This is a genomic window from Nocardia vulneris, from assembly GCF_001613425.1.
In the GTDB taxonomy this organism is placed as follows: domain Bacteria; phylum Actinomycetota; class Actinomycetes; order Mycobacteriales; family Mycobacteriaceae; genus Nocardia; species Nocardia vulneris.
Window position 1 is genome coordinate 457,674 of the sequence record NZ_BDCI01000017.1, and the last position, 25,704, is coordinate 483,377.

Here is a 25,704-nt window from a genome sequence, read left to right on the forward strand (position 1 = left end):
CCAGGGAGGAATCGTCAGTTGAATGACGATCGGGCGGGGGAAACAGGGGAAACTGCAAGACTGCACCACGGACGTGGCGGGGTACTCGGGCTGGGCACCACGATCCGATGGTTCCGCGATCCGCTGGGCGTGATGCGGCGGCTCGCGGACGAGCACGGCCCGGTCGCGGGCTTCCAGATCGGCCTGTGGCCCGCGGCGCTGGTGACCGGGCCCGCCGAGATCCACGAGGTGCTGGTCTCGCGCGCCGCGGACTACCGCCGGGCGCGGGCGGTGACCGGCACACTGTGGCCCGCATTGCGCGAAGGCTTGATCATTTCCGAGGGCGAGGTACATCGCAGCCAGCGTGCGCTGGTCGGGCCGCTGTTCACCGCGCGGCGCGTACCGAAATACGTCGACGTGATCGCCGCCCGCATGCAGCCGCACCTGCGCCGCTGGCAGGCCGCGGGCGAGGTGGATCTGCTGCCCGCCGTGCAGGAGATGATGCACGACGTCATCGCCGGACTGCTGGTGGACGAGCCGATCGAGGCCTACCGGGAGGTGCTCGACGCGGCCAACCGCATCTTCGACTGGGAGATGCGCGCGATGTCGCGCCCGATCGTGGCCCCGCTCAACATTCCGACGAAACGCAACCGCACGTTCATCCGCGACCTCGGCGTGGTCCGCGACTGGGCCACCGCCATGGTCGACGCGCGGCGCCGCAAGCCGGGCGCGGACATCGTGTCCGCGCTGCTCGCCCAGCGCGACCGCGACGGCGCACCGATGCCCACCGAGCGAGTGATCGACGAGGTGATCAACCTCTGGGCCGCGGCACACGAGACCAGCGCCGACGCCATGTTCTGGACCGCGTACGCGCTGTCGCGCCATCCGGTCGCCGCCGACCGGGCACGCGGCGAGGTGGACCGGGTCCTCGGCGGCGCGTTGCCGACGGCGGAAGATCTCGCGCTGCTGCCGTACTGCCTGCAGGTGTTCAAGGAGTCGATGCGGCTGTATCCGCCCTCCCCCGCGTTCCTGCGCGAAGCCGCGCGCGACACGCGCCTCGGCACACACGAGATCGCCGCGGGCACCATCGTTTTCGTCGCGCCCTACGTCATGCACCGATCCGCCGCGCGCTATCCCGATCCCGAAGCGTTCCGGCCGGACCGCTTCGCCGCCGAGGCCGACCGCAGCTGGGAACGCCTGTCCTACTTGCCCTTCGGCGCGGGTGAGCACGTCTGCGTCGGTTCCGCGCTCGCCCTGCTGGAGGGACAGATCTTCACCGCGCTGCTGCTCGACGGCGGCACCGTGCGAACAGCGGGCGACCCCGGGATGAAGCTGACCATCAATCTGCGTCCCAAGCGCCGGCTCCGCACCACGTATCTGCCTCGCACTACCGCGCCGAACCGGCAGCTGTCCGGGGCCGAAGCCAGAGACTCCAGATGACTTCGCTGCGGCAAGCCCTGCGGTACCGCGCGAGCGCCCTGTTGCCGAATTGCTGGCGGCAACGAACCGCGCCCGCACGGGCCGCGGGGGAACGGGTGGATCGCATCATCGCCTTCGCATTGGGCGCGGGCACGTGGATTTTCGGCATCGGGGACGCCGCCGAGATCGCCGAGCAGTCGCGTCATTACGCGCCGTGGTGGACCGTGGTGGCCATGTGCGGGGTGTTCGGCACCGCGCTGGTGCTGGCGGCCACCACGCTGTTCGTGCCGTTCCCCGCGGTCCGGGTGCTCGCGGCCACGCACGCAACGGTTTTCGCCGTGGTGATCGGGCTGTCCGGTTTCGCGGTGACCTCCGGGCAGATCACCAACGACGTGGAATGGATCTATCGGCTGGTGCCGCTGGGCGGGGTCGCGGCCACAGTCGTCTGGCGCACCCCGGTGACGGCGCTCTACCTGCTCGTGGTCGCGGTGCTGGCCGCGTGGTCCAACGGTCAGGTCAAGAACGATCTCGGCTCGATCGAGTTCTTCCTCACCTGGCTGCGCATCTTCGGCATATCGGTGGGCTTCGTGTACATCACCAGGATGACGCGGCGCGCCGCCCAACTGCTGGACCTGGAGCGGACGCGGGCCCAGCAGCAAGCCACGCTCGCGGCGGCCGCGGAGGCGCGGGCCGGCGAGCGCGCGCTGTTCGCGGGCGTGATCCACGACAAGGTGCTCGCCACGCTGCTCGACACCTCCCGCGGCGGCTGCCCGACGATGCTGGCCAGGCAGGCCGAACAGGCGCTCGGCCAGTTCGCCGCGATCGGGCGGATCAACGAATTGTGCACCGGCGCCGAGGCTATCGAGACGATCACCACCGAGGTCACCACGGCCACCGAAACCTCACTGCGCGTGCAGGTCCGCCACGATCGGCGCGCGAGCGAACTGCGCATCGACTCGGCCGCGGTGAGCGCCCTCGCGCAGGCCGCCGCGGAAGCCGTGCGCAACAGCGTGCGGCACGCGGACGTGCCGGAGCGCACGATCACCCGCGACGTCACGATCGCGGCGCGGGAATGCGGCCTCACCGTGGTCGTCGCCGACGACGGCGCCGGATTCGATCCGGCCGCGGTCGCGCCCAACCGCCTCGGCCTCACGGTCAGCATCGTGCAGCGGATGCGTGAGGTCGGCGGCCGCGCCGTCATCGACGCCGCACCCGGCGCCGGAACCCGGATCATATTGGAATGGGACGCACCTGATGACGCCTGACCACGGCGACCTGAGCCGGCTACTCAGCGGGCAGCGCTCCACCATGATGACGATCATCGTGGTGGCGCTGGCCACCGATGCCGCGGTGATGATCCGTTCCGTGCGGCTGGCCGGAATACCGCTGTCCCTCACGCTTTTCCTGGCCGCGGCACTGCTCGCCGCGAGTACCGTCCTCGTCGTGCTCGACCCCGGCGTGCCGATCCGCACCTCCTCGGCCCTGCTGGTCGCCGCCGCCGGGCCGGTCGCCACCCTGATCGTGCGCGATCAGGTCACCGCGCAGTTGGCCGCGCACACCAGCATGTGGACCGCATATACCGCGGGCATCACGCTCGCCCTGCTGGTGCTGCGCGGCCGGAACCTGTTGGCCTGGGCGGGAACCGTGGCCACCTGGCTCGCCGTCGTCGCCGCCGCGGGCGGTGCGTCGACCGCGTTCGTGCAGGGGGTGGTGCCGCTGGTCAATGTCGTCATCGCCGCCGCGTTCGCCGCGATCATGCGTCCCACCCTGCGCTCACTGCACGAACTCGAGGCCGAATCGACCACGCGCGCCGCGAATCGGGCCCGGCTCGACGCGCAGAAGGCCGAGCGTAAACGCCAGCTCGACCGGCTCGACCTGCGCGCGCGTCCGATGCTCGAACGCATCGCCAGCGCGGTCCCGTTCCAGCCCGAGGAACGCGAGGAATGCCGGCTGCTCGAAGCCGAACTCCGGGACGAGTTGCGCGCACCGCAATTGTCGACGAGCGAGGTGCTCGCCGCGGCCCGCGCCGCGCGCCGCCGTGGCGTCGAGGTGATGCTGCTCGACGACGGCGGTTTGGAAACCGCATCCCTCGCGCTGCGTGATCTGGTGCGCGACATCGCCGTTCAGGAACTGGACAACACCGACCGCGGCCATGTCACGGTCCGGGTGCTGCCCCCGGGACGCCGCAATCTGGCCACCGTGCTCGTGGACGCGGACGACCGCAACCGCCGGACCGAAATCGACTGCGCCGGAACGGTTACCGCCACGTTGGACCGTTCGGCGGGTGCGCAGGCGGCAGAGGTGCCGCTGCCCAGCCACATCTACTGAGACTCACACCGATAACGGCTTGCCGCCGGGCCGGGTGCGCCGCCAGGCGATCGTGAGGAAACCGAGCAGCCCGAGCAGCGGCAAGGCGGCGATCGACCAGCTCAGCGGCAGCGGCGGGCCGGGCTGGTCCAGCACCTGCAGCCCATCCAGGGTGCCTTCGCCGTGCCCGAGCGGGCCATCGATGGTGAAGGCGAAGCGGTAGCTGCCGGGATCGTCGACCGCGAAGATGTCCAGGCCCCACGAGTCGCGCTTGCGCGGGTGCCGGACGAACTTCGCGGGCCGCCGCCAATTCAGCCCGGGCCCGGTGAGTTTCAGCGTCCCGGACTTGTCCGCGATGCCGCCGTCGGGCATGAAGGTGAAGTCCAGCGACTGCATCGCCCGGATCGGCCAGGTGGAGAAGCCGACGGTCAGGCCGTACGGTCCGGCCTGCACGCGCTCGGTGTGCACGATGTCGACCGGCGCGTACGCGGACGCGGGGCTGATCGCGACCAGCGACAGCGTGATCGCCGCCAGCACGGTGAGCGCGAATCTGCGCAGGATGGTCATCGGAGATCTCCCGGTGTGGGCAGCATGCGGACGAATCGGCCGGCGAGGAAACCCGCCAGCAGCCCCAGTGGCAGTCCCAGCGCGGTCGAGATCAGGACGTCACCGGGCCCGACACCCGAGAAGAAGTGGGTGAGCTGCAGTTGTAGCGGGAACGTCACGCCGACCACGATTCCGGCGAAGCCACCGGCCAGCACGACGACCTTTCGCGCGTCGAAGCCGCGGGTGCGCACCGACCAGAACAGGGCCTCGATCCCGGCCGCTGCGAGGAGCAGGAACATCGGCATGATCGCGGGCAGCGAGGGCGGGCGCGCGCCGAGCCCGTCGCGCAGCGGCAGGCCGATCGAATCGGCGTACGCCTCGGCGGCCCAGGGCGAGAACCACCACAGAATCCCTTGCAGCACACCGAGGGCCACCGCGATGGCCAGCGCGGCGCCGGGCCGCGCCAGCACGGCCGCGCCCAGGACGAGCAGCAGCGGGCCGAAGAACAGCACGCCGAGAATGGTCGAATCCACCGGCAGGTCCAGGTTGTCCAGGGCCTGCGCGAGGATCGGCGCGAAGGTGATCAGGATCGGGACCGCCGCGACGATGCCGAGCCGGCCCCACCGGTGGTCGCGATGCGCCGCGAACACGATGATGCTGCCGATCATGGTCACCGTGATCGACAGGAACAGCGCCACATGCGACGGCGTGTTCAGCACCGCGTCGAAGCCGTAGATCGAATGCCATTCCAGATCGAGCAGACCGTAGAGCAGAAACAGGGCCGCGCCCGCCCCGGCGATCATGTAGCCGAGCGGCGCGGTCAGGGCGCTGCCGAAGACACGAATGGGCGTGCCGCCCAGCCGTGGCACGGGTCGCCCGGCCCGCTGCGCGGCGGTGGCCAGGAACACCATCGCCAGACTGACGAACCCGGAGATGGCACTGCCGGAATACAGGAACAGGTGCGGCAGCGTGAAGAACGTATCCGGCCCGACATCGTTGTGCCACTGGATGTCCCAGCTCAACCCGACCAACGTGACGGCGGTGCCCGCCAGTACGCCCCAGGCGCCCGCCCGCGCGGCGGCGCTGCTGTCCGATGCCGTGTGGTCCGGCGCGGGCCGGGCCGCGACGGTGTCCACCGCCGGTCCGGCTCGCCCTTCGCTCGCGTCGAACGCTGCCGAGCTGTCCATCCGCTGCCCTCCTCGGTGCCTCGTCGAATCTTGTGTGCCGCGTGTCTGTTTCAGTTGCCCACCCACAGCGGCACGGTGATCTGGTCGACGCCGCCGTGCGCGTCGATCGTCAGGCGCAGTTCCCACGGACCGGTCATCATCAGCGACACCGAGTCGGCGTGGAAGCGACCGTCGCCCGCGGCGGTCAGCGCGACAGGTGGGCCGGCGTGGCCCATCAGCAGCTGGGTCGCCTGCAGGGTGACGGTGGCATGCGCGGTAGGCGCTCCGGCTCGATCGGTGACCGCGACGTCGACGGCGGTGTCGCCCAGTCGGACTCGCTCGAGGGTGAGCGTCACCAGGTGGCGTTCGGTGCCCGAGCGCAGGGCCACCGCTTGCGCCGAACCCGGCCAGAGCAGCCAGCCGAGTACCGCGAGCACGACGACCAATGCGGCGGCGATGATCAGCGGACGGCGCGAGCGAGTCGTGCGCGTGCTCGTTTCGTTCATCGCCGCGCCTCCGCGACCTCGAGCTCCACCGGAATGGTCAGTACGGTGAAGCGTCGTTCGACCTGAATCCAGAGCCGGTATCGGCCTGCGGCCGGAAAGGTGTAGGTGAAGGGCACGTCCGGTCCGTAGGCGGCCACGGTTTCGTCGGGTGGGCTCTGTCCGTTGGCAGGTGGCATGAGCATCACGCCGCGACTGCCCGCGGGCTCGGTGACCGCGCCCGGCATGCCGTGCGGCCCTGCGTGCTCCATGCCCGGCATGTGGTGTGCTCCTGACGCATGGTCCATTTCAGGCAGGTCCGCCATACCCTGCATCGATGTCGGCCCCATCGAGTGGCCGTGCCCCCAGATGGCCGAATCGTGCACGGCCGCCGCGATATCGGTGCTGCCGTCCGGTATCGGCCCCGCCATGATCAGGTGACCGACCATGCCGAGCCACGGTTGCAGTTCGGCGGCGTCGCCGACCTCGGCGGTGATCGTGGTCGGCTGCCCGGCCACGGTGGCGGTCGTCTCGACCTCGATGGGAGTGCCGTCGAGCACCAGCGACGCGGACGTCACCGGACCGCCGAGCGATACCGGGGCGGGTGGCGGCGCGGCGCGGCCGGGCGCGCCCGGCAGAACGGTGACACCGGTGGCGGCGCGAGCCATCTGCACACCACCGCCGCGACGCGCGAGTTCCGCGGACAGCGCGTAGCGCCCGGGTTCGGTTGCCGTCGAACGCACCTGGTAGCGCCCGGGGCCGGTCCGGATCGGATGCAGATGGGACAGGCCGCCCGACGGCCCGACCATGAGCAGATGCACCAGCGCGCTGTCGTGCACCACGAGGTCGTCGACGGGCGCACCGGTGGCGGCGTCGAGCAGGGCCAGGTCGATATCGCCGGGCTGCCCCGCGGTCAACGGTCCGCTCGCCACGGTCAGCAGCACCGGCGGGCGCGAGAAGTCCGCGATCGTGGGCTGATTCACCGCGTAGGGATCGGTGACGTTGTCCAGGGTGGGATCGAGCTGGCCACCCGGTTGCGGCGGCAGCGGGAGCGAGGCCGAGAGCAGCGCCGCGGTCACCGAGACCGTGATGCCCGCGACCATTCCGCCCGCGGGGAGCAGAGCCCACGCGGGACGCTTGGCGCGCACGGCGATCAGCACGGCAACCGGCAACAGCACACCGGCCACCAGAAAGCCGCGATAGACCAGGCGTTCCGGCGGCGAGGTGACCTGTGCGGGCACGACGAACGGGATCCGGGCGACCCGGGTGCCGTCACCGATGGTCAGTTCCCACGGCCCGGGCCGGTCCATGTCGAGGGTCGCGGAGTACATCCCCGGCGTCGCACCGAGCTCGATGCTGGTCTCCGCCACGGGAACACCGGGCGCGGACAGCGTGGAATCGACGTCGACCGCACCCGCGGGGACGGCGGCGAGGGCGAGTCTCCCCGCGGCGGTACCGGTGTGGGTGACGACGTCGACCCGCAGCGGCCCCGGCACACTGGTCACCCGGCGCAGGATCACGGTCAGTTCCCGGTCGCCGAGGGATTGGGCGATCGAGAGATCCGCGCCCGCGGCGGCCGAATCAGCGAGCGCGGGCGCCGCCCCGGCGCCCAGCAGCAGGAGCCATCCCGCGAACAACAGGACGCGATATCGAGCAGCACGGGCGACGGGCACTTCCGCAACCCTAGGGACACCGCGCCGCGAGATCATCACCTGCTGAGGGGATCCGGTCTACCCCGCTGGGTTGATGTCCGAATAGGGGAAGTTCCGGAGAATGCCCGCCTGCCGCGTCACCGTGGCACCGGGCACGCGTCCACCGCCGCGGCGACCACCTGGGGCGTGTCGGGAACCGGTGGGCGGGCGCCGGATTCGTACTCGGCGCCGACCACCGGCGCGACGGCCGCCAGCGCCTCGTTCTCCGCGGCCGTGAATGCCCTTGCCCGGCTGAGGAAGCGCCAGCCCTCCGGCGCTTCCAGGCTGAAGCCGGACCCGCGGCCGGGCACCACGTCGATGACGAGTTGCGTGTGCTTCCACGCCTGGAACTGGGAGCCGGAGATCCATACCGGCACCGCGTCCAGTTCGTCGCCGGGCAGCGTCGTCGGCACCTCGCCCACCGCGAGGCGCAGATCGATGATGCCGACCAGCACGTCGCGGTCGCCGATGATGAACTCCCCCAGCGGATAACACATCGGCGAGGACCCGTCGCAGCAGCCGCCGGACTGGTGCATCATCAGCGCGCCGTGCGCGGTACGGAGGCGGCGCAGCAGCTGCGCCGCCGCCGTGGTCGCCACCAGCCGGGGCGGGGCGGGCTGTGCCATCAGAAGAATCCCATGGCCTTCGGCGCGTAACTGACCAGCAGATTCTTGGTCTGCTGGTAGTGGTCGAGCATCATCTTGTGATTCTCCCGGCCGACCCCGGACTGCTTGTAGCCGCCGAACGCCGCGTGCGCCGGATACTGGTGATAGGTGTTGGTCCACACCCGGCCCGCCTGGATATCCCGGCCCGCCCGGTACGCGGTGCCGCCGTCGCGGGACCACACTCCCGCGCCGAGACCGTAGAGGGTGTCGTTGGCGATCGAGATGGCGTCGTCGTAGTCGGTGAACGAGGTCACCGACACCACCGGTCCGAAGATCTCCTCCTGGAAGATCCGCATCGCGTTGCGGCCGGTGAAGATGGTCGGCTGCACGTAGTAGCCGCCGTTCAGGTCGCCGCCGAGCAGCGCGCGTTCGCCACCGGTGACCAGCTGCGCGCCCTCGCCCTTGCCGATCTCGATGTAGGACAACACCTTTTCCAGCTGGTCGTTGGACGCCTGCGCGCCGATCATCGTCTCCGAATCGAGCGGATCGCCCTGGCGCACCGCCTTGGTCCGCAGCGCGGCCAGCTCGAGGAAGCGGTCGAAGATATCGGCCTGGATCAGCGAGCGCGACGGACAGGTGCACACCTCGCCCTGGTTCAGCGCGAACATCGTGAAGCCTTCCAGGGCCTTGTCCAGGAAGTCGTCGTCGGCGCCCATGACATCGGAGAAGAAGATGTTCGGGCTCTTGCCGCCGAGCTCGAGCGTCACCGGGATCAGGTTCTGCGACGCGTACTGCATGATCAGCCGGCCGGTGGTGGTCTCGCCGGTGAACGCGATCTTCGCGATCCGGTTGCTGGAGGCCAGCGGCTTACCCGCCTCGACACCGAAGCCGTTGACGATATTGACCACACCGGGCGGCAGCAGATCGCCGATGATGCTCCACAGGAACATGATCGAGGCCGGAGTCTGCTCCGCGGGCTTGAGCACCACCGCATTGCCGGCGGCCAGCGCGGGCGCCAGCTTCCAGGTCGCCATCAGGATCGGGAAGTTCCACGGGATGATCTGGCCGACCACGCCGAGCGGCTCGTGGAAGTGGTAGGCGACGGTCTCGGCATCGATCTCCGACAGTGAACCCTCTTGCGCGCGAATCGCTCCCGCGAAGTAGCGGAAGTGGTCGACGGCCAGCGGGATGTCGGCGGCCAGCGTCTCGCGGATCGGCTTGCCGTTGTCCCACGCCTCGGCCAGGGCGATCGCGTCCAGGTTCGCCTCGATCCGATCGGCGATCTTGTTCAGGATGGCTGCACGCTCGGCCGCCGAGGTCTTGCCCCAGGCCGGGGCGGCGGCATGCGCCGCGTCGAGCGCGAGTTCGATGTCCTCCGCCGTGGAACGCGCTACCTCGCAGAAGTTTTCGCCGGTAACCGGCGTCGGATTCTCGAAATACTGCCCCTTGACCGGTGCCACCCACTGGCCGCCGATCCAATTGTCGTAGCGGGATTGGTAACTCATCAGGGCATCCGGTGCACCGGGCCGGGCGTACACAGTCATCGAAGCTCCTCGCGGTCGAGACGGCACTGTCGTGGGACACGACATGTGATCCACGACACTAGAACGCCAACGTTGCATCACCGTTGGGAACCGTTCAGCAGCCGCCCAACTCGCGATCGAGCATCCGCAGCTGCGCCGCCACCTGCGCGTACAACGACGAATCCCGGTCCAGCGAGGCGAGATAGGCGGCCCACGCGCCGCGGTCCTCGCGGCCGTCGACGGAGCCGATCCACCAACCGAGTATTGCCGGATCGCGAGACTTGAGCACTGCGGCACGCATTCGGGCCCGCAGCGCCTCCCGCACCCGGCCGACGCCGGGCGCGCGCGAGGCGGGCAGCAGTTGCCCGCGGTACCCCGCGACGGCCGCGGCGATATCGCCGCGGCGCAGCGCGCGACGCAACTCTGCGACATCCGAATCGAGTTCGGTCAGCAAGCGATACGGTCGTGATCCCAGCGTGGCGCCGCCGAGAATGCGGCGCAGGCGCGAGATTTCGGCGCGGACGGTCACCGCGTCGAGGTCACGCTCGTCCAGCAGCACCGCGATGTGCTCGGTCGAGAGCCCCTCGGGATGTTCCAGCAGCAGGAGCAGGATCTCCGAGTGCCTGCGCGACAGCGCGATTCGCTCGTGGCCGAACCGCAGCGCGGGACCGGCGCCGAGCAGTTCGACCCGCGGCGTGGCCGGTGCCGGGGCCGGATGGGCGCGCAGCTCGGATTCGGCGACGGCGACGGTCGCCTTGATCAGCGAGAGCACTTCGGGGACGGCGACCCGCGGCCCGCCGGTGATGTCGATCGTGCCCAGCACCCGTCCCGTCGCGGGATCGTGCACCGGGCCCGCCGCGCAGCTCCACGGATGCACCACCCGGCTGTAGTGCTCGGCGCCGAAGATCTGCACGCAATGATCAAGTGCCAGTGCGGTTCCCGGGGCGTTGGTACCGACCGCGGCCTCGCTCCAGTCCGCGCCGTCGGCGAAGTTCATCTGCGCGGCGCGGTCCTTGGCCGCCGCGTCGCCCTCCACCCACAGCAGCCGGCCCCGCGCATCGCTCAGCGCGACCAGCAGTCCGGTGTCCTGTGCGTCCTCGACCAACAGCTTCTGCACCACCGGGCGCACCGCCGCCATCGGATGCGCGCGCCGATAGCGCTCCAATTCGAGGCCGGTGAGCGAGGTCCGGCCGATCTGACAGTCCGGGTCGATGCCGTTGCCGCGACTGCGCAACCAGGACGCCTCGATCACCCGGCGCACGCTGCGGGGCGCCTCGCCGCGCGCGACGAACAATTCGTGTGCGGCCGAAACGTGGTGGCTCACCCGCTCCGCGTCGTCTTCCGGGCCCAGCGCCACCCAGGGATTCACCCGAGCGCTGGATCCGATGGCCACCTCTCCATCCTCCCTTGCGAGCCGGACCCGGGCAATGCGCCCGCCGGGGCGGGTGATGAATTCCGGCGACCAGGACCGTCTGTAGAGACATGCGACTGAACAACAAGAACGCGGTGGTCTACGGGGCAGCGGGGAGTATGGGCGGGGCCGTCGCCAGAGCCTTCGCCGCGGCGGGGGCACACGTGCATCTGGTGGGCCGGACCGAGCCGACCTTGGCGGCGGTGGCCGCGGAGATCATCGGCCGCGGCGGCCGGGCCACCGTCGCGCCGGTCGATGTCTTCGATCAGGCGGCTGTCGAGGCGCATGCCGACCGCGTGGTCGCGCAGGACGGCACGCTCGACATCTCGTTCAACGCGGTGGGCATGCACGCGGTCCAGGACGTGCCGCTCATCGATCTGACCTTGGACGACTTCATGACCCCGATCGTCGAGGCCGCCCGCTCGCATTTCATCACCACGACCGCCGCCGCCCGGCGGATGACCGCGCAGGGCAGCGGCGTCATCCTGCTGCTGTCGGCCACCGCCGCCGCCGAATCCCGGTATCGGATGGGCGGATTCAACCTCGCCTGCGCCGGAATCGAAGCGCTCAATCGCAGTTTGGCCGGTGAGGTGGGCAGGCACGGTGTCCGGGTGCTCTGCCTGCGCGCCAATTTCACCCCCGACACGGTGCCCGGTCTCGCCTCCGACGACGAATCTATCACCGCCCTGCTCGACGACACCAAGCTCGCCCGTCTTCCCCGCCTGGCCGAGGTCGCCGAAACCGCCGTCTACGCCGTCTCCGACGCGGCAGGCGCGATGACCGGCGCGATCCTCAACCTCTCCTGCGGCGCCCTCGTGGATTGACCGGCCGCGCACTATCTACCGGCCAGGGCTACGGCGTAGCGCGGGATCAGTTGGCAGCCGAGGCGGGCTTTGACGTCGGGGAGCCCTTTACCCCAGACGAGGCCTTGCTTTTCGACGGCCGCCGCCCAGGCGACGGTGCGGCGGAAGGCGTCGAAGTAGAGGTGTTTGCGGCCGCCCTCGTCGACCGGGAGCGCGCCCCAGCGGTGTACCAGAGGCCAGCTGGGGTGGTCCAGAATGGTGAACGCGGCCAACAGGTTTCGGTCGGTGTCGTGGTAGTGCATCGCGTGCACGTCGGGGTGCACCAGCACGCGATAGAGCCATTCGTCGGGCATGCGCGGTGCGCGGCCGAGCCCGTCGTACTTCTCCTCGGTCCGCCGGAACAGTCCGACCAGCTGATCGACGTCCAACTCGCTCGCGGGCCCGAAACCGGCGATCAGATCGTGATCGCGGGCCAGCCACCGGGCTTCGGCGCGCAGGCTGCGCCGGCGATTCGAGGACAGCGTGCCCAGCCAGCCGTCTTCGTCCGGCCACGCCACCGGCAGGATCGCGGTCGGGTTGACCTCCCTGGTGATACGCGGGCCCCCGAAGGCCGCCACCTGCTCGCGGGACAGTTCCCGCCACAGCGTGCCGAGCACGGCGTACCGGAAGCGCGCCCGCAGGCCTGCGGCGAGCACGCCGAACAGCTCGTGCGCCCGTGCGGCGTCGGCCACCCACCATCCCGGCTGGCCGGTGCTGCCCGGCGCAGCGACGTTCAGCACGCCTGCCGTCCACCGCGCGGCGGCCAGCGCGACGACGTCCACGCCGTCGAACACCACCGCGATGCCGAGCCGGGGTCCGGCCGCGGCGAGCACCTCCCAGGACCAGGTCGCGCGCAGCCCCGCGGTGCGCCGCACCGTGTCCCACCACGGCGGCTCGGCGTCGCGGAAGGGATCGAAGACATCGACGCGCACACCCATCACCGCTTTCCGGGACCGCGACGTCGCGCTACCACACGGGACGCTCGGCTGAGCCGTGGCAGGGTCGACGCCGCGAGCACAGCATAGGAAGCGACCAGTGCGGTGAGCGCGCCGGGCGGACCGTGCGCGGGCACCAGCACCGCCGCACCCAGCGCGACCGCGGCGAATTGCGTTGCGGCACCGGCGGCGGCGACCGTCAGCTCGCGCCGACCCGTGTTCTCCAGCAGGAACAGCGCCAGACTCACCAGCGCGTGCACCGGGATCTCGAAACCCAGCAGCACCGCGACAAGCACTGCGGCCGTGACCTTCCCGGCCAGCGCGACCGCGAGCACGCTGCCGAGCAGGCCGGCGCCGAGGGCGGCGACGAGCAGTCGGCGGGCCAGTCCGATCCCGGCCCGCGCGCCTGCACCGCGCAGCCGCAGCGACGACACGGGCTGATAGATCCGCAGCAGGTACAGCGTGCCCGAGCCGACCACGCTCGATATCAGCAGCGCCACATAGAGTGTCGTGCTGCTGTCGCGCTGACCGCTCAGCGCCAAGGCCGCGTACAGCACGCCGACGGCCGCGCTGCCCAGCGGCTCGTACAGGCCGAGCAGCAGTTGGGCTCGCACGATCGCCGTGGCGGTTCCCCGTCGCGGCCGCACCGTCAGCGACGGGAGGCCGCGGGCCGACCAGCCGGCCACCCCCAGCGTCACCACCAAGAGCACGGCGAGCTGCCCGGCGGGTGAAAGCCCGACTACCGCACCGACTCCCACCGCCGCGATGATGGCCGCGGCGAGCAGCAGGAAGCCGTGGCTGTCGCGTTCCGGGCGCCCGGCCCCGCGATGTACCGCCACCACGACCGTCAACAGCCCGAGACCGGCGCTCCAGGCAGCGGCCAGCGGGTAGACCACGAACGCCGAGCCCGCGGTCACCGCACTCACGAGCAGGGCGAGCACCAGCGGCACGGCCGCGGTCAGCACCGCGGTCCGCACCACGACCGCGCCCGTGTGCCGCAGTCGCGGCACCAGTTTCAGCACGGACTTCTCCGGACCGGAGCTGAGCAGCGCGATCCAGGCCGTGGCGCCGACCGCGCTGGCGTACACCGCGAACTGGTCCGGGCCCCAGATCGCCAGCAGCACAAGCGCTATGCCGTGATAGGCGAGCCGAAACCCGCCCCGCCCGGCGAGCAGCGACAGCACGGTGGCCGGTGCGGGCAACGTGGCGGGCGGGGACACCATCAGCGGTGACGCGCGCCCGCTCGTTGCCGGACCGCGACCGCGCGCCGCCGCACATCGCCGCCGCGCCGCCGCAGGCCGTCGCCGATCCGCTGCCAGTACCGGTCGGGCAGCACCAGCACCACCGCGGCCAGGACCAGATGCACCACGATGAAGGCCAGCGCCTCGTTCCGGCTCGCCACATGGCCGAGCCGAACCGTCATGTGGTCGGCCCAATCCCACTGCGCGGCCAGTGGTTTACCGCGCAGCAGCTGGAACGCGAGGTCCTCGATGCCGGAGAGCATGACGAGGATGCCCACGTAGCCGACCCGGCGGGCCACGGCCGGGCCCGCGCCGCCCAGTCGCAGCATGAGTGCCAGACACAGGATCAGCAGCGGCACCAATATCCGCATCCACGAATACAACCGGCTGAAATCGTCGTCCAGTGCGGCGGCGAAGATCTTCGGGACCAGGAAGCAGAATACGACGAGAAACGCGGCGAGTGCACACATCTCGACCACCCGTCCGCGCCGGAACCAGTCGGGTCGCAGGCTCGCGATCGTCTCGGTCGCCAAGACGAACGGGATCAGCGAGGCCAGCAGCGCCCACACACTAGGCACACCGTGCTCCCGGCCGGTCGTCCCCCAGACCAGCCCGGCCGCGACCACGGCCGCGCCGCCGAGCAGCGCGCTGCGCACCGCCGGACTCATGCCGCCCCGCTCAGGTCGAACCGCAACCTGGCCCGCACCGCGTCCGCCGCCGCGGCCGCCCGGTCCGGCAGATCGGCGACGACGATGAAGTGGCCCAGCTTGTTCGCCGCGTTGTGATAGGGCCGCACCTCCTGGCCCGGCCGGACGAAGAGCACCAGCTCCGCCAGCTCGGGGATCGCCGCGGCCGCGTCGTCGGCGCCGCGCACCTCGGCGATCACCCCGGCGTCGTCGGTGTAGAGGACGCCGGACACGGTGGCGCGGGACCGGGTCGGCATGACATCGACCGCGCCGCCCGTCGCGGCGGCGATCGATGCCCCGACGGTGTCCACTCCGTAAGCGTGCCGGAACAATTCGCCGAGCCCGTTGCCACCGACCCGGGCGCCCATCTCGATCAGATGCAGGGTGCCGAACGAGTCGACGATCAGATCGACGGTCAACGGGCCGCGCCGATAGCCGAGTTCGGTGATCAGCTCGTTCAGCATGTCGGTCAGCTCCCACCGTTGTTCGACGGCGAGGTCGGCGGGCACCCGGTGCTCGACGGTCACGAAATGCGGCGCGGGGGTGAGCGTGCGGCCACTGACCCCGATGAACACGATCCGTCCACGATCGACGAACACCTCTGCGCTGTAATGCTTTCCGGCGATCTGCTCCTCCACGATCACGCCGCCGTCGCTGGCGAACCGGGCCGCCTCCCGCGCCGCCGCCGCGACCTCGGACACCTCCGCGCACACCTGGATCCCCCGACTGCTCTGCGCGTCCAGCGGTTTCACCAGCACGGGGAACCGCAGTGTCGCCGCGCGCAACGCGAGCTCCGCGTCGGCCCGCCCCGCGACGTACCCGTAGCTGTCGAAACCGAGCCGGCGGCACACCGCCCGGAAGGAGGACTTGTCCTGCGAGGCGTGCACGACCTGCGCGGCAAGCGGATCCGGCAGCTCCCAGTGCCGCGCCAGCCAGCGTTGCGCGGACAGCCCGGTATCGCTGGCCGGCGACAGCACGCCGACGATATCGGCGCGCCCGTCCAGCGCGGCGGCGATCGCGACGGGGTCCCGAATACTGACGTGCACGAATTCGTCGGCCAGCGACCGCGCCACCGCATCGGCGCACCGGTCGACGCAGACGGTGCGGTAGCCGAGTTCGCGGGCTCGGCGATAGGTGGACGTCGAGCCGTCCGCACCACCGAGGATGACCACCGTGCCCGTCACAACGCACCTCCACCCACCACGGACCGCCCCAGCTGCAGCCGGTCGGCCGCGTCGATGGGCAGGTCGGACTCTCGTATGTAATACAGCGCGCGCACGCCACGACCGGCCGTGAGCACCGAATAACGCAGCAGCAGAGCCAAGGCCGGCATGGTCGCGAGCACGGCGCACAGCAGCGCGGCGAGTACCGCACCGCCACCCACCACGCCCGCGCCGAACAGGACGAGCACCGCGCACGCGCCCAACGCGATCGCCACCAGCAGCAGTGCCGCGCCGGCCGCCGGTGCGCCGGAATGCCCGATGTACAGGTCCAGCGCGTGCCGGGCCAGTCCCGCGACGGTGAACTTGGACGCTCCCGCCGCCCGGGCCCGGTGGGCCGTCCGCACAGTGGTGTAGCGATTCGTGACGGCGGGCAGCGACGCCATGAAGTACGGTGCAGGACGGCGCAATTCGACGACCCGGCGGGCGACGCCGGTGCGCACCAGACGGAATGTCGTGGCGCCCCGGGGCATTTCGATCCCGAGCAGGCGACGCGCGATCAGCTCCGACAGCGCGGAGCCCCACCGCCGCAGCGCCGGATCGGCGCGCTCGTCGCGCACCCCGAACACCGCGTCCACCCGGTCCGATGCGGCGGCGATCAACTTGTGCGCCTGACTCGGATGACTCTGCAGATCAGCGTCCAGGTGCAGGATCCACGGCTTGCTCGCGTATTTATAGCCCGCGGCGAAGGCCGCCTCGAAACCGAAATTGCGCGCGAACGAGATGTAGTGCACCCGTGCGTCTTCCGCGGCCAGCCCGGTCACCAGCGCCAGCGTGGCATCGGTGCTGCCGTCGTCGACGAACAGCAGCTCGATATCGTGCTCGCCGAGCTCGGCGACGACGGCCGCGTGCGCCGCGACGACATTGACCTCTTCGTCGCGGCACGGCACCACGACGGTGAGGCCGAACCCGGCGGGGGCCATCACGCCGTGGCCGTCTCGCAGGGCTCCGGCACACCCCAATGCGTGCCGCGGGTCTCGATGAACCATTCGATGGTGCGCCGCATACCGTCGTCGAGCGGCAGCAGCGATTCGGGGTCGACGCCGACGGCGGACAGCGTCGCCGGATCGGCCCGCACGACCGCGCCGGGCTCCTCGCCCGGCCGCATGGGCAGACCGACGATCGGCACCCGCGGATACCCGAATTCGGCGCACTGGTCGATGATCAGCTCGGCGACGGAGCGGATCGACTGGGAGCGGGCCGGACCGACCTCGAGCACGACCTCCGGGACGAGGCCCTGTTCGGCCGACTCCAACGCCGAAACCAGCACGCGCGCAACATCACCCACCCAGACCATGTCGGACAGCTGCACCCCGCCGCCGTAGAGCTCGACGGGTTGACCGGCCAGCGCCCGGCAGATCACCGCGGGCGTGAACTTGCGTACCTTGCCCGCCCCGAACGGCGCGGCCGCCAGCTGGCGCGGACCGTAGGCGTTGACCACCCGCACGTTCGTCACCCGGGTACCGCGATACGCGTTGAACATGTGCACGAATCGCTCGACCGCGGTCTTGGAGATCGAGTAGCTGTTGTTCATCCAGTGGTTGCCGACGCAGATGTACACGCCGGGCAGATCGTACTGCGCCACCGACTCCAGGAAGTTCAGTCCGCCAACCAGATTCGTCTCCGCGGCGGGCCGGGGCCGGCTGATCGTCTCCTGCGTGCCGAGCACCGCGGCGAGATGGATGATGCCCTCACAGTGTGCGGCGAGCTCGGCCATCGCGGTGGCGTCCCGGATATCGCCGAGCATCACCTCGTAGGGCTGCGCACCCGCCCGTCGTCGATGGTCGAAGATCACCGGCTCGTGGTTGCGCCGCACCAGTTCTTCGCAGACATAGGAGCCGATGAATCCCGACCCGCCCGTGACCCCGACCTTCATTCTGTTGTCCCACCTTGCGCTATCTATCCGGTGACCCGCCGGTGGTACCGGCAGGATAACCGTGGGTGTCCGCATCGTCCGGATTTTGTCCGGATCCACGCACCCGCGGACAGCGGACGCGTGGATGATGTGCGGCACAGCCTAGGCAGCTTCGGAAGGTCGCCGATAGCCATAGTTTTCGGGGCCGAGGATTTCACCCCGAGGATTCACAGAGTGTGCATCAACCACTGCGCCGTGCGACGCCAGATCGCGCTGCCCGGATCGATCACGGCGAAGTGATCGGCGGGCAGCTCGAGTAGCTCCACCGAATCCTGTTTCGTCCGAGCCAGATCCGTATAGTTCCTGCTGAACTCCAGCAGATCGGGTTCGTCGTCGAGGCCGCACACGATCAGTTGCGGGATACCGAGCGGCAATCGGTCGATCGGTGCGGCCGAGCGGTAGACGGCCGAGTCCGGCGAGTAGCGGTGGCCGAGCGCGAGCGCCACCGCCCCGTCGCCGAGTTCGCGGCGATCCGCCGTCCGCAGATCGAGCACGCCCGCGAGACTCACCGCCGCAGCAGGCCGCAAGTCGCCGCCCCGCAAGTCGCCGCCCCGTGCGTCGGCGGCCAGGCGCAACGCCAGCTGCGCGCCGGCCGAATGGCCGAGCACGGCAATCCGATCGAGGTCGAGCCGATGCGCCTCGGCCGCCGGCGCCAGCGCGGCGAAGGCGTCGGCGACATCGGCAACGGTTGCGTCCCAGCCCGATTCGGCCGGTCGCCGATATTCGACGTTCCACGTCGCACAGCCGCGGGCGGTGAGATCGACCGCCAGGGCGTGCATGAGGTCGCTGTCCCACCACGGCTTCCAGTACCCGCCGTGGAGCAGCACGGCCACCGGGAACGGGCCGGGGCCCGCCGGTGTCCGCAGGTAGACCCGTTGATACGGATGCGTGCCGTAGGTCAGCATCGTCGCGGGGTGGCGCCGGTGGAAATACCAGTCGGCCACGGCGTACCGGAGACCGGCCAGGCCCCGGCCACGGATATGCGTGCGCACACCGGCGGACCGGTCGGCGGCGCATCGCTCGAAGTCCACCCGGATCATCCGCCGCGGGACCTCCCGTGGCAGCGCGGCCGCACCCGGTACCACCACGAACTCCTCGTCCGGGGCGGCGGCACGGCAGGCCGCGGCGAACTCGGCCGGATCGGCGGTGCGTACCGGCACCGCCGTGACGTCGTAGGCGGCGCAGGCCGCGACCAGCAGTTCGGCGGCGGTCGCCCAGTGCGTGACGGCGTCCGGCCCGAAGACGATCCGCAGGTCGCTCATCGCGCGCCTCCCATGACATCGATCTAGCGAACGTCACGATAATGTCATACCCTGGCGGCACCAGGTAGTACCCGATCAGTGGGGATTTCGCATGACCGTCGAGCACAACACCCGGGCACTCGAACACGACATCGTCACCGACTTCAGCTCCCGCATGAGCTACGGCGGATACCTCGATCTGCCCACCCTGCTCAGCGCGCAGCATCCGGTGAGCAGGCCCGAGCATCACGACGAGTTGCTGTTCATCATCCAGCACCAGACCACTGAGCTGTGGCTCAAACTCGTGCTGCACGAGACCAGGGCGGCCCGGGCCGCGTTCGACGCCGACGACACCGGCGTGGCGCTCAAATGCATTGCGCGGGTGAAACATATCCAGAAGACGCTGACCGAGCAGTGGTCTGTGCTGGCCACCCTGACGCCCACCGAATACGCCCAGTTCCGCGGCGTGCTCGGCAACTCGTCGGGCTTCCAGTCCTATCAGTACCGGGCGATCGAGTTCATTCTCGGCAACAAGAACGCGTCCATGCTGCGCGTCTTCGAGGCAGATCCGGTGGCGCACAAAGAATTGGACACCCTGCTGCACGAACCGAGCCTCTACGATTCGTTCTGGCGCCATGTCGCGCGCAGCGGCCTGGCCGTGCCGCGCTCGACGCTGGACCGGGACGTGACGAAGGCCTACGTGCTCGACCCCGAACTCGTTCCGCTGGTGAAATCCATTTATCAAGCCCCACAGCAGCACTGGTCGATCTATGAGACGTTCGAGGAACTGGTCGATCTCGAGGAGAACTTCCAGCTCTGGCGGTTCCGGCACATGCGCACCGTGCTGCGCACCATCGGCACCAAGCGCGGCACCGGCGGTTCCAGCGGCGTCGGCTTCCTGCAGCGCGCGCTCGACCTCACCTTCTTCCCGGAGCTGTTCGCCGTTCGTACCGAGCTCGGAGGCTGAGCCATGACCACCGACGCCATGACCACCGACGACTTCGCCACGCGCGCGAAAGCCCTCGACCAAGCCGACCCGCTGCGCGAGTACCCGAACCGCTTCCTCGGCAGCGACGATCCCGAGATCGTCGCCTACCTCGACGGCAACTCGCTGGGCAGGCCGACCAGGGCGAGCGCCGACCGCCTCGCCGAGTTCGTCACCGAGGCCTGGGGCGGCAGGCTCATCCGGGGCTGGGACGAACAGTGGTACGAGCTGCCGTTGACGATCGGCGATCGGATCGGCGCCACGGTGCTGGGCGCGGCCGCCGGGCAGACCACCATCGGCGATTCCACCACCGTGCTGCTCTACAAGCTGGCCCGGGGCGCGCTCGCACTGCGGCCCGGCCGCACCGAGATCGTGCTGGACCGCGACAACTTCCCCACCGATCGGTACCTGCTCGAATCGATCGCGGCCGACCTCGGACTGCGCTTGCGCTGGATAGAACCGGAATTCACCGGCGGGGTCACCGCCGGCGAACTGGCACAGGCCGTTTCCGAACGCACCGCACTGGTCGTGCTCAGTCACGTCGCCTATCGATCCGGCTATCTGCTGGACGCGCCCGCGATCGCGGCCGTCACCCACGACGCGGGCGCCCTGCTGCTGCTCGACCTGTGCCACTCGGTGGGCGCGGTGCCGCTCGAACTCGACTCGTGGGGCATCGATTTCGCCGTCGGCTGCACCTACAAGTACCTCAACGGCGGCCCCGGCGCACCGGCGTTCGGCTATATCCACAGCACGCATCTCGCCGATTTCAGCCAGCCCATCTGGGGTTGGATGGGCCGCGAAGATCCCTTCGCGATGGCGCAGGGCTACCGGCCCGCACCCGGTATCCGGCGGTTGATCAGCGGGACGCCCGCGATCGTCGGCATGCTGCCGGTCCAGGACATGCTCGACCTGATCGCGGCGGCCGGTATGCCGGCGGTGCGCGCGAAATCGCTGGCACTCACCGATTTCGCGCTCGACCTTGCGCATGCGTGGCTGGTGCCGTTGGGTGTAACGGTGTCCTCGCCAGCAGATCCGGCCCGCCGCGGCAGCCACGTGACCATCGATCATCCCCGATTCCAGCAGGTCACGGCACGACTCTGGGAGCGCGGCGTCATTCCCGATTTCCGTCCGCCGCACGGTATCCGGATCGGCTTGAGCCCGCTCAGCACCACCTTCGCCGAAGTGCTCACCGGGGTATCGGCCATTCGCGATGAACTCACCGCATCCTGATCCCGCGACCGCCGGTGCCGTCCTCGACGACATCGACTCGCGGCCGGGCAGCGCCACCTCGCTCGCCCGGACGGTACTCGGCGCCTACGTCCGTGATCTCGGCGGCTGGATCGCGATCGCCGATTTCGGCGCGCTGCTCACCCGGCTCGGCGTGCCGGAGCCGAGTACCAGGACGGCGGTCGCCCGCCTCAAGAACAAAGGTGTGCTGGCGGCCGAATCCCGTGGCGGGCGTAGCGGTTACCGCGTCACCGCGGCCGCCGAGGCGATGTACCTGCGCGGCGATCCGCGCATCTTCGGCTTCCGGCAGATGGCCGACACCGATGCGTGGCACCTGATCTCGTTCGGTATCCCGGAAGCCGAGCGCGCCGCCCGGCACCAGCTGCGGCGGCGGCTGACCTCGATCGGTTGCGGCACCGTCTCGCCCGGGCTGTGGATCTGCCCGGAGTACCTGGCCGACGAGGTCACCGCCATCGTGCGCGCGCTCGGGCTCGACGCGTACGTGACCACCTTTCGCGCGGTGGATCTTTCGGTGCCCGGCCCACTGGCAGCGGTGGCGGCGCAGTGGTGGGACCTGCCCGCCCTCGCCGCGCGGTACCGCGCCTTCCTCGCCCGGCATCGCGGTCTGCTCGATCCGGCCGAGCTCGGCGACCGGGACGCCTTCGAACGGTTCGTGCCCGCGCTCGACGAATGGCGCGTGATCCCCTATCTCGATCCCGGTCTGCCGCAGCGGATGCTGCCCGCGGCGTGGCCGGGCCCGGCGGCGGTCCGGCTCTTCGCCGACGCGCAGCACCGCTGCCTGGCACCGAGCCGGCGCTGGGTGAAATCGATGGTGTCCTGAGGCCCGCGCGCCGCCCAGCTTGTCGAGACCACCCAGGGCTTTGGCACCCCACGCGGCGACCATTGCGCCTCAACGGTTCTCGGGCGGGATGTTCTGGTTGAGATGGAATACATTGTCCGGATCGACCGCGCGCTTGAGCCGCACCAGCCGCTGCCAGGCGGGTTCGCCGTAGGCCTCCCGGATGCGGTGCTCGCCTTCGTCGCCCAGGTGGTTGACATAGCCGCCGCCCGCCGACCACGGGCGCATCGCTTCCCACGTCGCCCGGGTCCAATTGCGATGGGCCGCACTGTCGTCGGTCGCGTCCGGCCAGACGGCGGCGACGGTGAGCAGCGCGGTGGCGGTGCGGAAGCGGAAGGCTGCGGACTCGGCGGGCGTGTCCGCGATCGCGCCACCCGCGATGCGCACCAGCAGCTGCGACATCGGCGAAGTGCTGTGTTCGGCTGCCGCGACCAAGCAGTCGACCGCCGTATCATCCAGCGGGCCCAGCCATTCCGAGCGACCGTAGGCACAGCGTCCCGGTACGGCGGCGTCGTCCACCATGGCTTGCAGCGCGGTGTAGGGCATCGGCCCGAACAGATCGGCGAGCGGTGTTCCCGCCGTGCGCAGCGGCCGGACCAGCTCCTGCGCGGTCGCGAAATCGCCGGTGTGACAGGCTGCCAGCGCCACCACCGGCTTTCCGTGGAACTGCGGCGGCACGAACGGCGCCGGCGGCGCGGTGATCAGCGCGGCGTTCAATCCGAGTTCGGGCGGGGCGGTCCGGGCCACGTCCAGGAACACCGAAAGTGGTTCCGCCGCGAGCGGATACAGCACCGCCCCGGCGAACATCGGCACCGGGATCGGATGCAGCCGCAGCGTGAACCGGGTGACGACCCCGAAGTTCCCGCCGCCCCCGCGCAGCCCCCACAGCAGTTCCGGGTGAGTTTCCGCGGTCATCTCCACGATCTCACCGTCCGCCGTGACGAGCTGAGCGGCGATCAGGTTGTCGCAGCTGAGACCGTAACGACGGGACAGCCAGCCGATTCCGCCGCCGAGGGTCAGGCCGGCGACGCCGGTGTGCGAGACCTCGCCGCCGGGCACCGCCAGCCCGACCGCCTCGGCCGCCGCGTCCAGCTGCTGCCACAGCACCCCGGGCTGCACCCGGGCGACCCGGGCACGCGGATCGATCTCGACCGCGCGCATCGCACTCAGGTCGATGACCAGGCCGCCCTCGCACATGGACAGCCCGGAAAAGCTGTGCCCGCCGCCGCGCACCGCAATGGCCAGTTCGTGCCTGCGGCCGAACTGCACCGCCAGCGCGACATCGGCCGCGCTCCGGCAGCGCGCGATGACGGCCGGGTATCGATCGATGGCGCCGTTCCAGAGCCGGCGCGCGGCGTGATAGTCCGGGTCATCGGGCCGGATGAGGGTGCCGGTGAAGCCGGACAGCCCGGCGGCGTAACTGGTCATGCGAAAAAGCCTCGCCAGCAAGGCCGGGCGCGGCCATCCCCGATTCCGGGGGTTCGGCACGGGCGCACGGCGGACGATACTGAGACCCATGCCGGAGAAATCCCTGGACTGGGTGACCGCGGGCGTCGAGCGCGTCTGCCGGACCGTGTCCGGCGCGGTCGAACTGGAGCGCGCCGTGACCGCGGTGCTGCGCGAGGCCGTGCCCTTCGACGCGTGGTGCGTGCTGACCGTCGACCCCGGTTCGGTGCTGCCGACCGGTGGCTGCCATCGCAACGGCCTGCCGCTCGAGTACATGGATGCGATGCTCGCGATCGAGGCGGGCGGTCAGGACGCGCTCGCATTGCCGATCCTGGCTCGCGGGCCGCACCGGGCGATGACCTTGAGCGCGGCCACCGACGGGCATCCGGAGCGCAGCAGGCACTACCGGGAGATTCTGGTGCCGAGCGGAATGACCCGCGAGATGCGCATCCTCTTCGGCGACAAGGGCAACGTGTGGGGTGCGCTGGTGCTGTTCCGCGGCGCGGACGTCCCGGACTTCGCCACGGCCGACGCCGAACTCGCCGGCGCGGCCACCACCTCGGTGGCCGCCGCCATCCGCCGCGAGATGGTGCTCACCGAGATCGCCACCGAGGACGCGGTCACCGGGCCGGGACTGTTGCTGCTGACGCCCGAGCTGCACCCGGTCACCATGACCGCGGCGGCCGCGCATTGGCTGGCGCAGATCGACGACGGCGTCGACCCGGACCGCGAAATCCCTTTCTGCGTCATGACATTGGCGCATCAAGCCTGGTCTCGCCCCGGCCCGGCGCGGGCCAGGACCCGGACCAGGAGCGGGCGCTGGACGACCTTGCACGCGGAGCGGCTACCAGACGCCGCCGATCAGCTCTCGGTGATCATCGAGGCCACTCGCCCGGTGGAGATCGCGGCGCTGGTCGCCGACACCTACCGGCTCACCCCGCGCGAGCGGGACGTGGTCGGGCTGCTCGCCCGCGGCTATGCCCGGAGCGAGATCGCCAAGTTGCTCACGTTGTCCGCGCACACCGTCGACGATCACGTCAAACGGATCTTCGGCAAGCTCGAGGTGCGCAGCCGGGCCGAGCTGACCGCCAAACTGTTCTTCGACCAGCATGTGCCGCGCATGCAGCAGGAGATACCGGTCGGCAGCACCGGATGGTATCTGCGCTGACCGCTCAGGCGACCACGCGCGTGTAGGCGGACCGGATATGCGTTTCGGCGTCGGTGAGATACTCGGCCAGCATCTGTTCGGCCACCGCACCGCGACCGTCGAGCAGCGCGCGGTGGATCTCGTGATTGCGGGCCAGATAGGGCTCGTGGAAGGTGAGCGGATCGGCCATCACGTGGAAGACCAGGCGCAGTTCGTTCCACACGCTCGACATCATCTGGTCGAGGCGCTTACTGCGATTGAGGGCGGCGATCGCCTTGTGGAAATCGATGTCCGCGGTGCCGACCCCGGTCCAATCCTGTTCCGCGGCGCAGGCGTCGGCGCGCGCGAGCGCGGCCGCGAGCTCGTCGGATTCGGTTGCCGCGCGGTCGAATCCGCGGATCGCCGCGCACTCGACGATCCGCCGGCACTGGTACAGCTCGGCGACATCGTCGGAGGTGGGCACCCGGACGAAGGCGCCGCGGTTGAGTTCGTGGGTCACCAGTCGCTCTTCGATCAGCGAGCGGAAGGCCTCGCGCAGGGTATTGCGCGAAACACCGAGCGCCGCACAGATATCGGGCTCGGAAAGGCGGGAACCGGGCCGCAGCGAGCCGTCCAGGATGCTCGCGCGGACGATATCGGCGGTCTGTGAGCTGCGGCTGGACCGGGTCAGCAGACCTTTGTGTTCGGAAAGGGCCGTGTAGACGGGATCGGGCCGATCTACCGGTGTCGTCATCCAAACCTCCGCGGACCTGTGGCTTTGCCGTTCGAGCATAGCTCAGATCGCACCGCCAGCCGACGATCCGACTTTAGGATTGCAGAATCGTTCAACGA

The 25,704-nt window shown here is 70.2% G+C and carries 24 protein-coding genes; 8 read left to right on the plus strand and 16 right to left on the minus strand.

What is annotated here, in order from left to right; translation table 11 throughout:
* Positions 1-18: 18 nt before the first annotated feature.
* From NVU01S_RS19790 to NVU01S_RS19800, 3 genes are read left to right on the plus strand one after another with little or no spacing between them, the layout of a single operon-like run.
* Complete coding sequence (locus tag NVU01S_RS19790; protein WP_156161585.1) at positions 19-1,419, plus strand: cytochrome P450; 1,401 nt, start codon at positions 19-21, stop codon at positions 1,417-1,419.
* Positions 1,416-2,663: an ATP-binding protein gene (locus NVU01S_RS19795; protein ID WP_043670895.1), complete on the plus strand. Its 1,248-nt coding sequence runs from the start codon at positions 1,416-1,418 to the stop codon at positions 2,661-2,663. Before NVU01S_RS19790 ends, NVU01S_RS19795 begins: the two co-directional genes overlap by 4 nt.
* On the plus strand, positions 2,653-3,726 hold the full coding sequence (locus NVU01S_RS19800; RefSeq protein WP_052280619.1) for a DUF8320 family protein: 1,074 nt from the start codon (positions 2,653-2,655) through the stop codon (positions 3,724-3,726). The genes NVU01S_RS19795 and NVU01S_RS19800 overlap by 11 nt, the downstream gene beginning before the upstream one ends.
* Positions 3,727-3,729: 3 nt before the next feature.
* On the opposite strand, the gene NVU01S_RS19805 is transcribed toward NVU01S_RS19800, so the two are convergent.
* The 7 genes from NVU01S_RS19805 to NVU01S_RS19835 all read right to left on the minus strand — a co-directional run bounded on the left by NVU01S_RS19805 (position 3,730) and on the right by NVU01S_RS19835 (position 11,111).
* Entirely contained in the window at positions 3,730-4,272 is a 543-nt protein-coding gene (locus NVU01S_RS19805) for a hypothetical protein (RefSeq protein WP_052280620.1), read from the minus strand.
* Entirely contained in the window at positions 4,269-5,438 is a 1,170-nt protein-coding gene (locus NVU01S_RS19810; RefSeq protein ID WP_082032053.1) for a hypothetical protein, read from the minus strand. Before NVU01S_RS19810 ends, NVU01S_RS19805 begins: the two co-directional genes overlap by 4 nt.
* Before the next feature lie 50 nt (positions 5,439-5,488).
* Complete coding sequence (locus NVU01S_RS19815; RefSeq protein ID WP_043670898.1) at positions 5,489-5,923, minus strand: FixH family protein; 435 nt, start codon at positions 5,921-5,923, stop codon at positions 5,489-5,491.
* Positions 5,920-7,572: a DUF8832 domain-containing protein gene (locus NVU01S_RS19820; RefSeq protein ID WP_244467249.1), complete on the minus strand. Its 1,653-nt coding sequence runs from the start codon at positions 7,570-7,572 to the stop codon at positions 5,920-5,922. Before NVU01S_RS19820 ends, NVU01S_RS19815 begins: the two co-directional genes overlap by 4 nt.
* Before the next feature lie 116 nt (positions 7,573-7,688).
* Entirely contained in the window at positions 7,689-8,216 is a 528-nt protein-coding gene (locus NVU01S_RS19825) for a DUF779 domain-containing protein (RefSeq protein WP_042262948.1), read from the minus strand.
* The gene (gene adh, locus NVU01S_RS19830) at positions 8,216-9,739 is read right to left on the minus strand and encodes an aldehyde dehydrogenase (protein WP_043670901.1); all 1,524 of its coding nucleotides are present in this window, start codon (positions 9,737-9,739) and stop codon (positions 8,216-8,218) included. The genes NVU01S_RS19825 and adh overlap by 1 nt, the downstream gene beginning before the upstream one ends.
* Positions 9,740-9,833: 94 nt before the next feature.
* Entirely contained in the window at positions 9,834-11,111 is a 1,278-nt protein-coding gene (locus NVU01S_RS19835) for a sigma-54-dependent transcriptional regulator family protein (RefSeq protein WP_043670904.1), read from the minus strand.
* Between the two features lie 89 nt (positions 11,112-11,200).
* Between NVU01S_RS19835 and NVU01S_RS19840 the strand changes: the two genes are divergently transcribed.
* Positions 11,201-11,953 (plus strand): SDR family NAD(P)-dependent oxidoreductase, encoded by a 753-nt coding sequence (locus NVU01S_RS19840; RefSeq protein ID WP_043670907.1) that lies wholly within the window; start codon positions 11,201-11,203, stop codon positions 11,951-11,953.
* An 11-nt stretch (positions 11,954-11,964) separates the two neighbouring features.
* Here the strand turns inward: NVU01S_RS19840 and NVU01S_RS19845 are convergent, their stop codons facing one another.
* From NVU01S_RS19845 to NVU01S_RS19875, 7 genes are all read right to left on the minus strand, one after another.
* The gene (locus tag NVU01S_RS19845) at positions 11,965-12,909 is read right to left on the minus strand and encodes a GNAT family N-acetyltransferase (protein ID WP_043670909.1); all 945 of its coding nucleotides are present in this window, start codon (positions 12,907-12,909) and stop codon (positions 11,965-11,967) included.
* The gene (locus NVU01S_RS19850; RefSeq protein ID WP_043670911.1) at positions 12,909-14,129 is read right to left on the minus strand and encodes a hypothetical protein; all 1,221 of its coding nucleotides are present in this window, start codon (positions 14,127-14,129) and stop codon (positions 12,909-12,911) included. The genes NVU01S_RS19845 and NVU01S_RS19850 overlap by 1 nt, the downstream gene beginning before the upstream one ends.
* Positions 14,129-14,815, minus strand: coding sequence for a hypothetical protein (locus NVU01S_RS19855; RefSeq protein ID WP_052280622.1), 687 nt, complete (start codon positions 14,813-14,815; stop codon positions 14,129-14,131). Before NVU01S_RS19855 ends, NVU01S_RS19850 begins: the two co-directional genes overlap by 1 nt.
* On the minus strand, positions 14,812-16,017 hold the full coding sequence (locus tag NVU01S_RS19860) for an ATP-grasp domain-containing protein (RefSeq protein WP_043670915.1): 1,206 nt from the start codon (positions 16,015-16,017) through the stop codon (positions 14,812-14,814). Before NVU01S_RS19860 ends, NVU01S_RS19855 begins: the two co-directional genes overlap by 4 nt.
* Positions 16,014-16,976: a glycosyltransferase gene (locus NVU01S_RS19865; protein WP_043670918.1), complete on the minus strand. Its 963-nt coding sequence runs from the start codon at positions 16,974-16,976 to the stop codon at positions 16,014-16,016. The genes NVU01S_RS19860 and NVU01S_RS19865 overlap by 4 nt, the downstream gene beginning before the upstream one ends.
* Positions 16,976-17,929: an NAD-dependent epimerase/dehydratase family protein gene (locus NVU01S_RS19870; protein ID WP_043670921.1), complete on the minus strand. Its 954-nt coding sequence runs from the start codon at positions 17,927-17,929 to the stop codon at positions 16,976-16,978. The genes NVU01S_RS19865 and NVU01S_RS19870 overlap by 1 nt, the downstream gene beginning before the upstream one ends.
* A 206-nt stretch (positions 17,930-18,135) precedes the next feature.
* Positions 18,136-19,230, minus strand: a complete 1,095-nt coding sequence (locus tag NVU01S_RS19875) for an alpha/beta hydrolase (protein WP_052280623.1) — start codon at positions 19,228-19,230, stop codon at positions 18,136-18,138.
* Between the two features lie 91 nt (positions 19,231-19,321).
* On the opposite strand from NVU01S_RS19875, the gene NVU01S_RS19880 reads away from it, so the two are divergent.
* From NVU01S_RS19880 to NVU01S_RS19890, 3 genes are read left to right on the plus strand one after another with little or no spacing between them, the layout of a single operon-like run.
* Positions 19,322-20,176, plus strand: coding sequence for a tryptophan 2,3-dioxygenase (locus NVU01S_RS19880; RefSeq protein ID WP_043670924.1), 855 nt, complete (start codon positions 19,322-19,324; stop codon positions 20,174-20,176).
* 3 nt (positions 20,177-20,179) lie between these two features.
* Complete coding sequence (locus tag NVU01S_RS19885; protein ID WP_043670927.1) at positions 20,180-21,424, plus strand: kynureninase; 1,245 nt, start codon at positions 20,180-20,182, stop codon at positions 21,422-21,424.
* A complete protein-coding gene (locus NVU01S_RS19890; RefSeq protein WP_043670930.1) occupies positions 21,405-22,262 on the plus strand; it encodes a PaaX family transcriptional regulator in 858 nt (285 codons plus the stop codon). Before NVU01S_RS19885 ends, NVU01S_RS19890 begins: the two co-directional genes overlap by 20 nt.
* Before the next feature lie 69 nt (positions 22,263-22,331).
* Here NVU01S_RS19890 and NVU01S_RS19895 read toward each other — a convergent pair whose 3' ends face one another.
* A complete protein-coding gene (locus NVU01S_RS19895; protein ID WP_043670933.1) occupies positions 22,332-23,708 on the minus strand; it encodes an FAD-binding oxidoreductase in 1,377 nt (458 codons plus the stop codon).
* Positions 23,709-23,796: 88 nt separating this feature from the next.
* Here NVU01S_RS19895 and NVU01S_RS19900 point away from each other — a divergent pair, with 88 nt between their 5' ends.
* A complete protein-coding gene (locus tag NVU01S_RS19900; protein ID WP_043670936.1) occupies positions 23,797-24,894 on the plus strand; it encodes a helix-turn-helix domain-containing protein in 1,098 nt (365 codons plus the stop codon).
* 4 nt (positions 24,895-24,898) lie between these two features.
* On the opposite strand, the gene NVU01S_RS19905 is transcribed toward NVU01S_RS19900, so the two are convergent.
* On the minus strand, positions 24,899-25,606 hold the full coding sequence (locus tag NVU01S_RS19905) for a GntR family transcriptional regulator (RefSeq protein ID WP_043670939.1): 708 nt from the start codon (positions 25,604-25,606) through the stop codon (positions 24,899-24,901).
* Positions 25,607-25,704: the final 98 nt, after the last annotated feature.

Excerpts from the sequence above, each read along its gene's own strand:
- NVU01S_RS19900 (WP_043670936.1), top strand. The coding sequence starts at position 23,797 with ATGCCGGAGAAATCCCTGGACTGGGTGACCGCGGGCGTCGAGCGCGTC.
- NVU01S_RS19850 (WP_043670911.1), bottom strand. The coding sequence starts at position 14,129 with ATGGTGTCCCCGCCCGCCACGTTGCCCGCACCGGCCACCGTGCTGTCG.
- NVU01S_RS19805 (WP_052280620.1), bottom strand. The coding sequence starts at position 4,272 with ATGACCATCCTGCGCAGATTCGCGCTCACCGTGCTGGCGGCGATCACG.
- NVU01S_RS19875 (WP_052280623.1), bottom strand. The coding sequence starts at position 19,230 with ATGAGCGACCTGCGGATCGTCTTCGGGCCGGACGCCGTCACGCACTGG.
- NVU01S_RS19905 (WP_043670939.1), bottom strand. The coding sequence starts at position 25,606 with ATGACGACACCGGTAGATCGGCCCGATCCCGTCTACACGGCCCTTTCC.
- NVU01S_RS19800 (WP_052280619.1), top strand. The coding sequence starts at position 2,653 with ATGACGCCTGACCACGGCGACCTGAGCCGGCTACTCAGCGGGCAGCGC.
- NVU01S_RS19810 (WP_082032053.1), bottom strand. The coding sequence starts at position 5,438 with ATGGACAGCTCGGCAGCGTTCGACGCGAGCGAAGGGCGAGCCGGACCG.
- NVU01S_RS19880 (WP_043670924.1), top strand. The coding sequence starts at position 19,322 with ATGACCGTCGAGCACAACACCCGGGCACTCGAACACGACATCGTCACC.
- NVU01S_RS19845 (WP_043670909.1), bottom strand. The coding sequence starts at position 12,909 with ATGGGTGTGCGCGTCGATGTCTTCGATCCCTTCCGCGACGCCGAGCCG.
- NVU01S_RS19825 (WP_042262948.1), bottom strand. The coding sequence starts at position 8,216 with ATGGCACAGCCCGCCCCGCCCCGGCTGGTGGCGACCACGGCGGCGGCG.
- NVU01S_RS19870 (WP_043670921.1), bottom strand. The coding sequence starts at position 17,929 with ATGAAGGTCGGGGTCACGGGCGGGTCGGGATTCATCGGCTCCTATGTC.
- adh (WP_043670901.1), bottom strand. The coding sequence starts at position 9,739 with ATGACTGTGTACGCCCGGCCCGGTGCACCGGATGCCCTGATGAGTTAC.
- NVU01S_RS19795 (WP_043670895.1), top strand. The coding sequence starts at position 1,416 with ATGACTTCGCTGCGGCAAGCCCTGCGGTACCGCGCGAGCGCCCTGTTG.
- NVU01S_RS19895 (WP_043670933.1), bottom strand. The coding sequence starts at position 23,708 with ATGACCAGTTACGCCGCCGGGCTGTCCGGCTTCACCGGCACCCTCATC.
- NVU01S_RS19855 (WP_052280622.1), bottom strand. The coding sequence starts at position 14,815 with ATGAGTCCGGCGGTGCGCAGCGCGCTGCTCGGCGGCGCGGCCGTGGTC.
- NVU01S_RS19840 (WP_043670907.1), top strand. The coding sequence starts at position 11,201 with ATGCGACTGAACAACAAGAACGCGGTGGTCTACGGGGCAGCGGGGAGT.
- NVU01S_RS19885 (WP_043670927.1), top strand. The coding sequence starts at position 20,180 with ATGACCACCGACGCCATGACCACCGACGACTTCGCCACGCGCGCGAAA.
- NVU01S_RS19890 (WP_043670930.1), top strand. The coding sequence starts at position 21,405 with ATGAACTCACCGCATCCTGATCCCGCGACCGCCGGTGCCGTCCTCGAC.
- NVU01S_RS19815 (WP_043670898.1), bottom strand. The coding sequence starts at position 5,923 with ATGAACGAAACGAGCACGCGCACGACTCGCTCGCGCCGTCCGCTGATC.
- NVU01S_RS19865 (WP_043670918.1), bottom strand. The coding sequence starts at position 16,976 with ATGGCCCCCGCCGGGTTCGGCCTCACCGTCGTGGTGCCGTGCCGCGAC.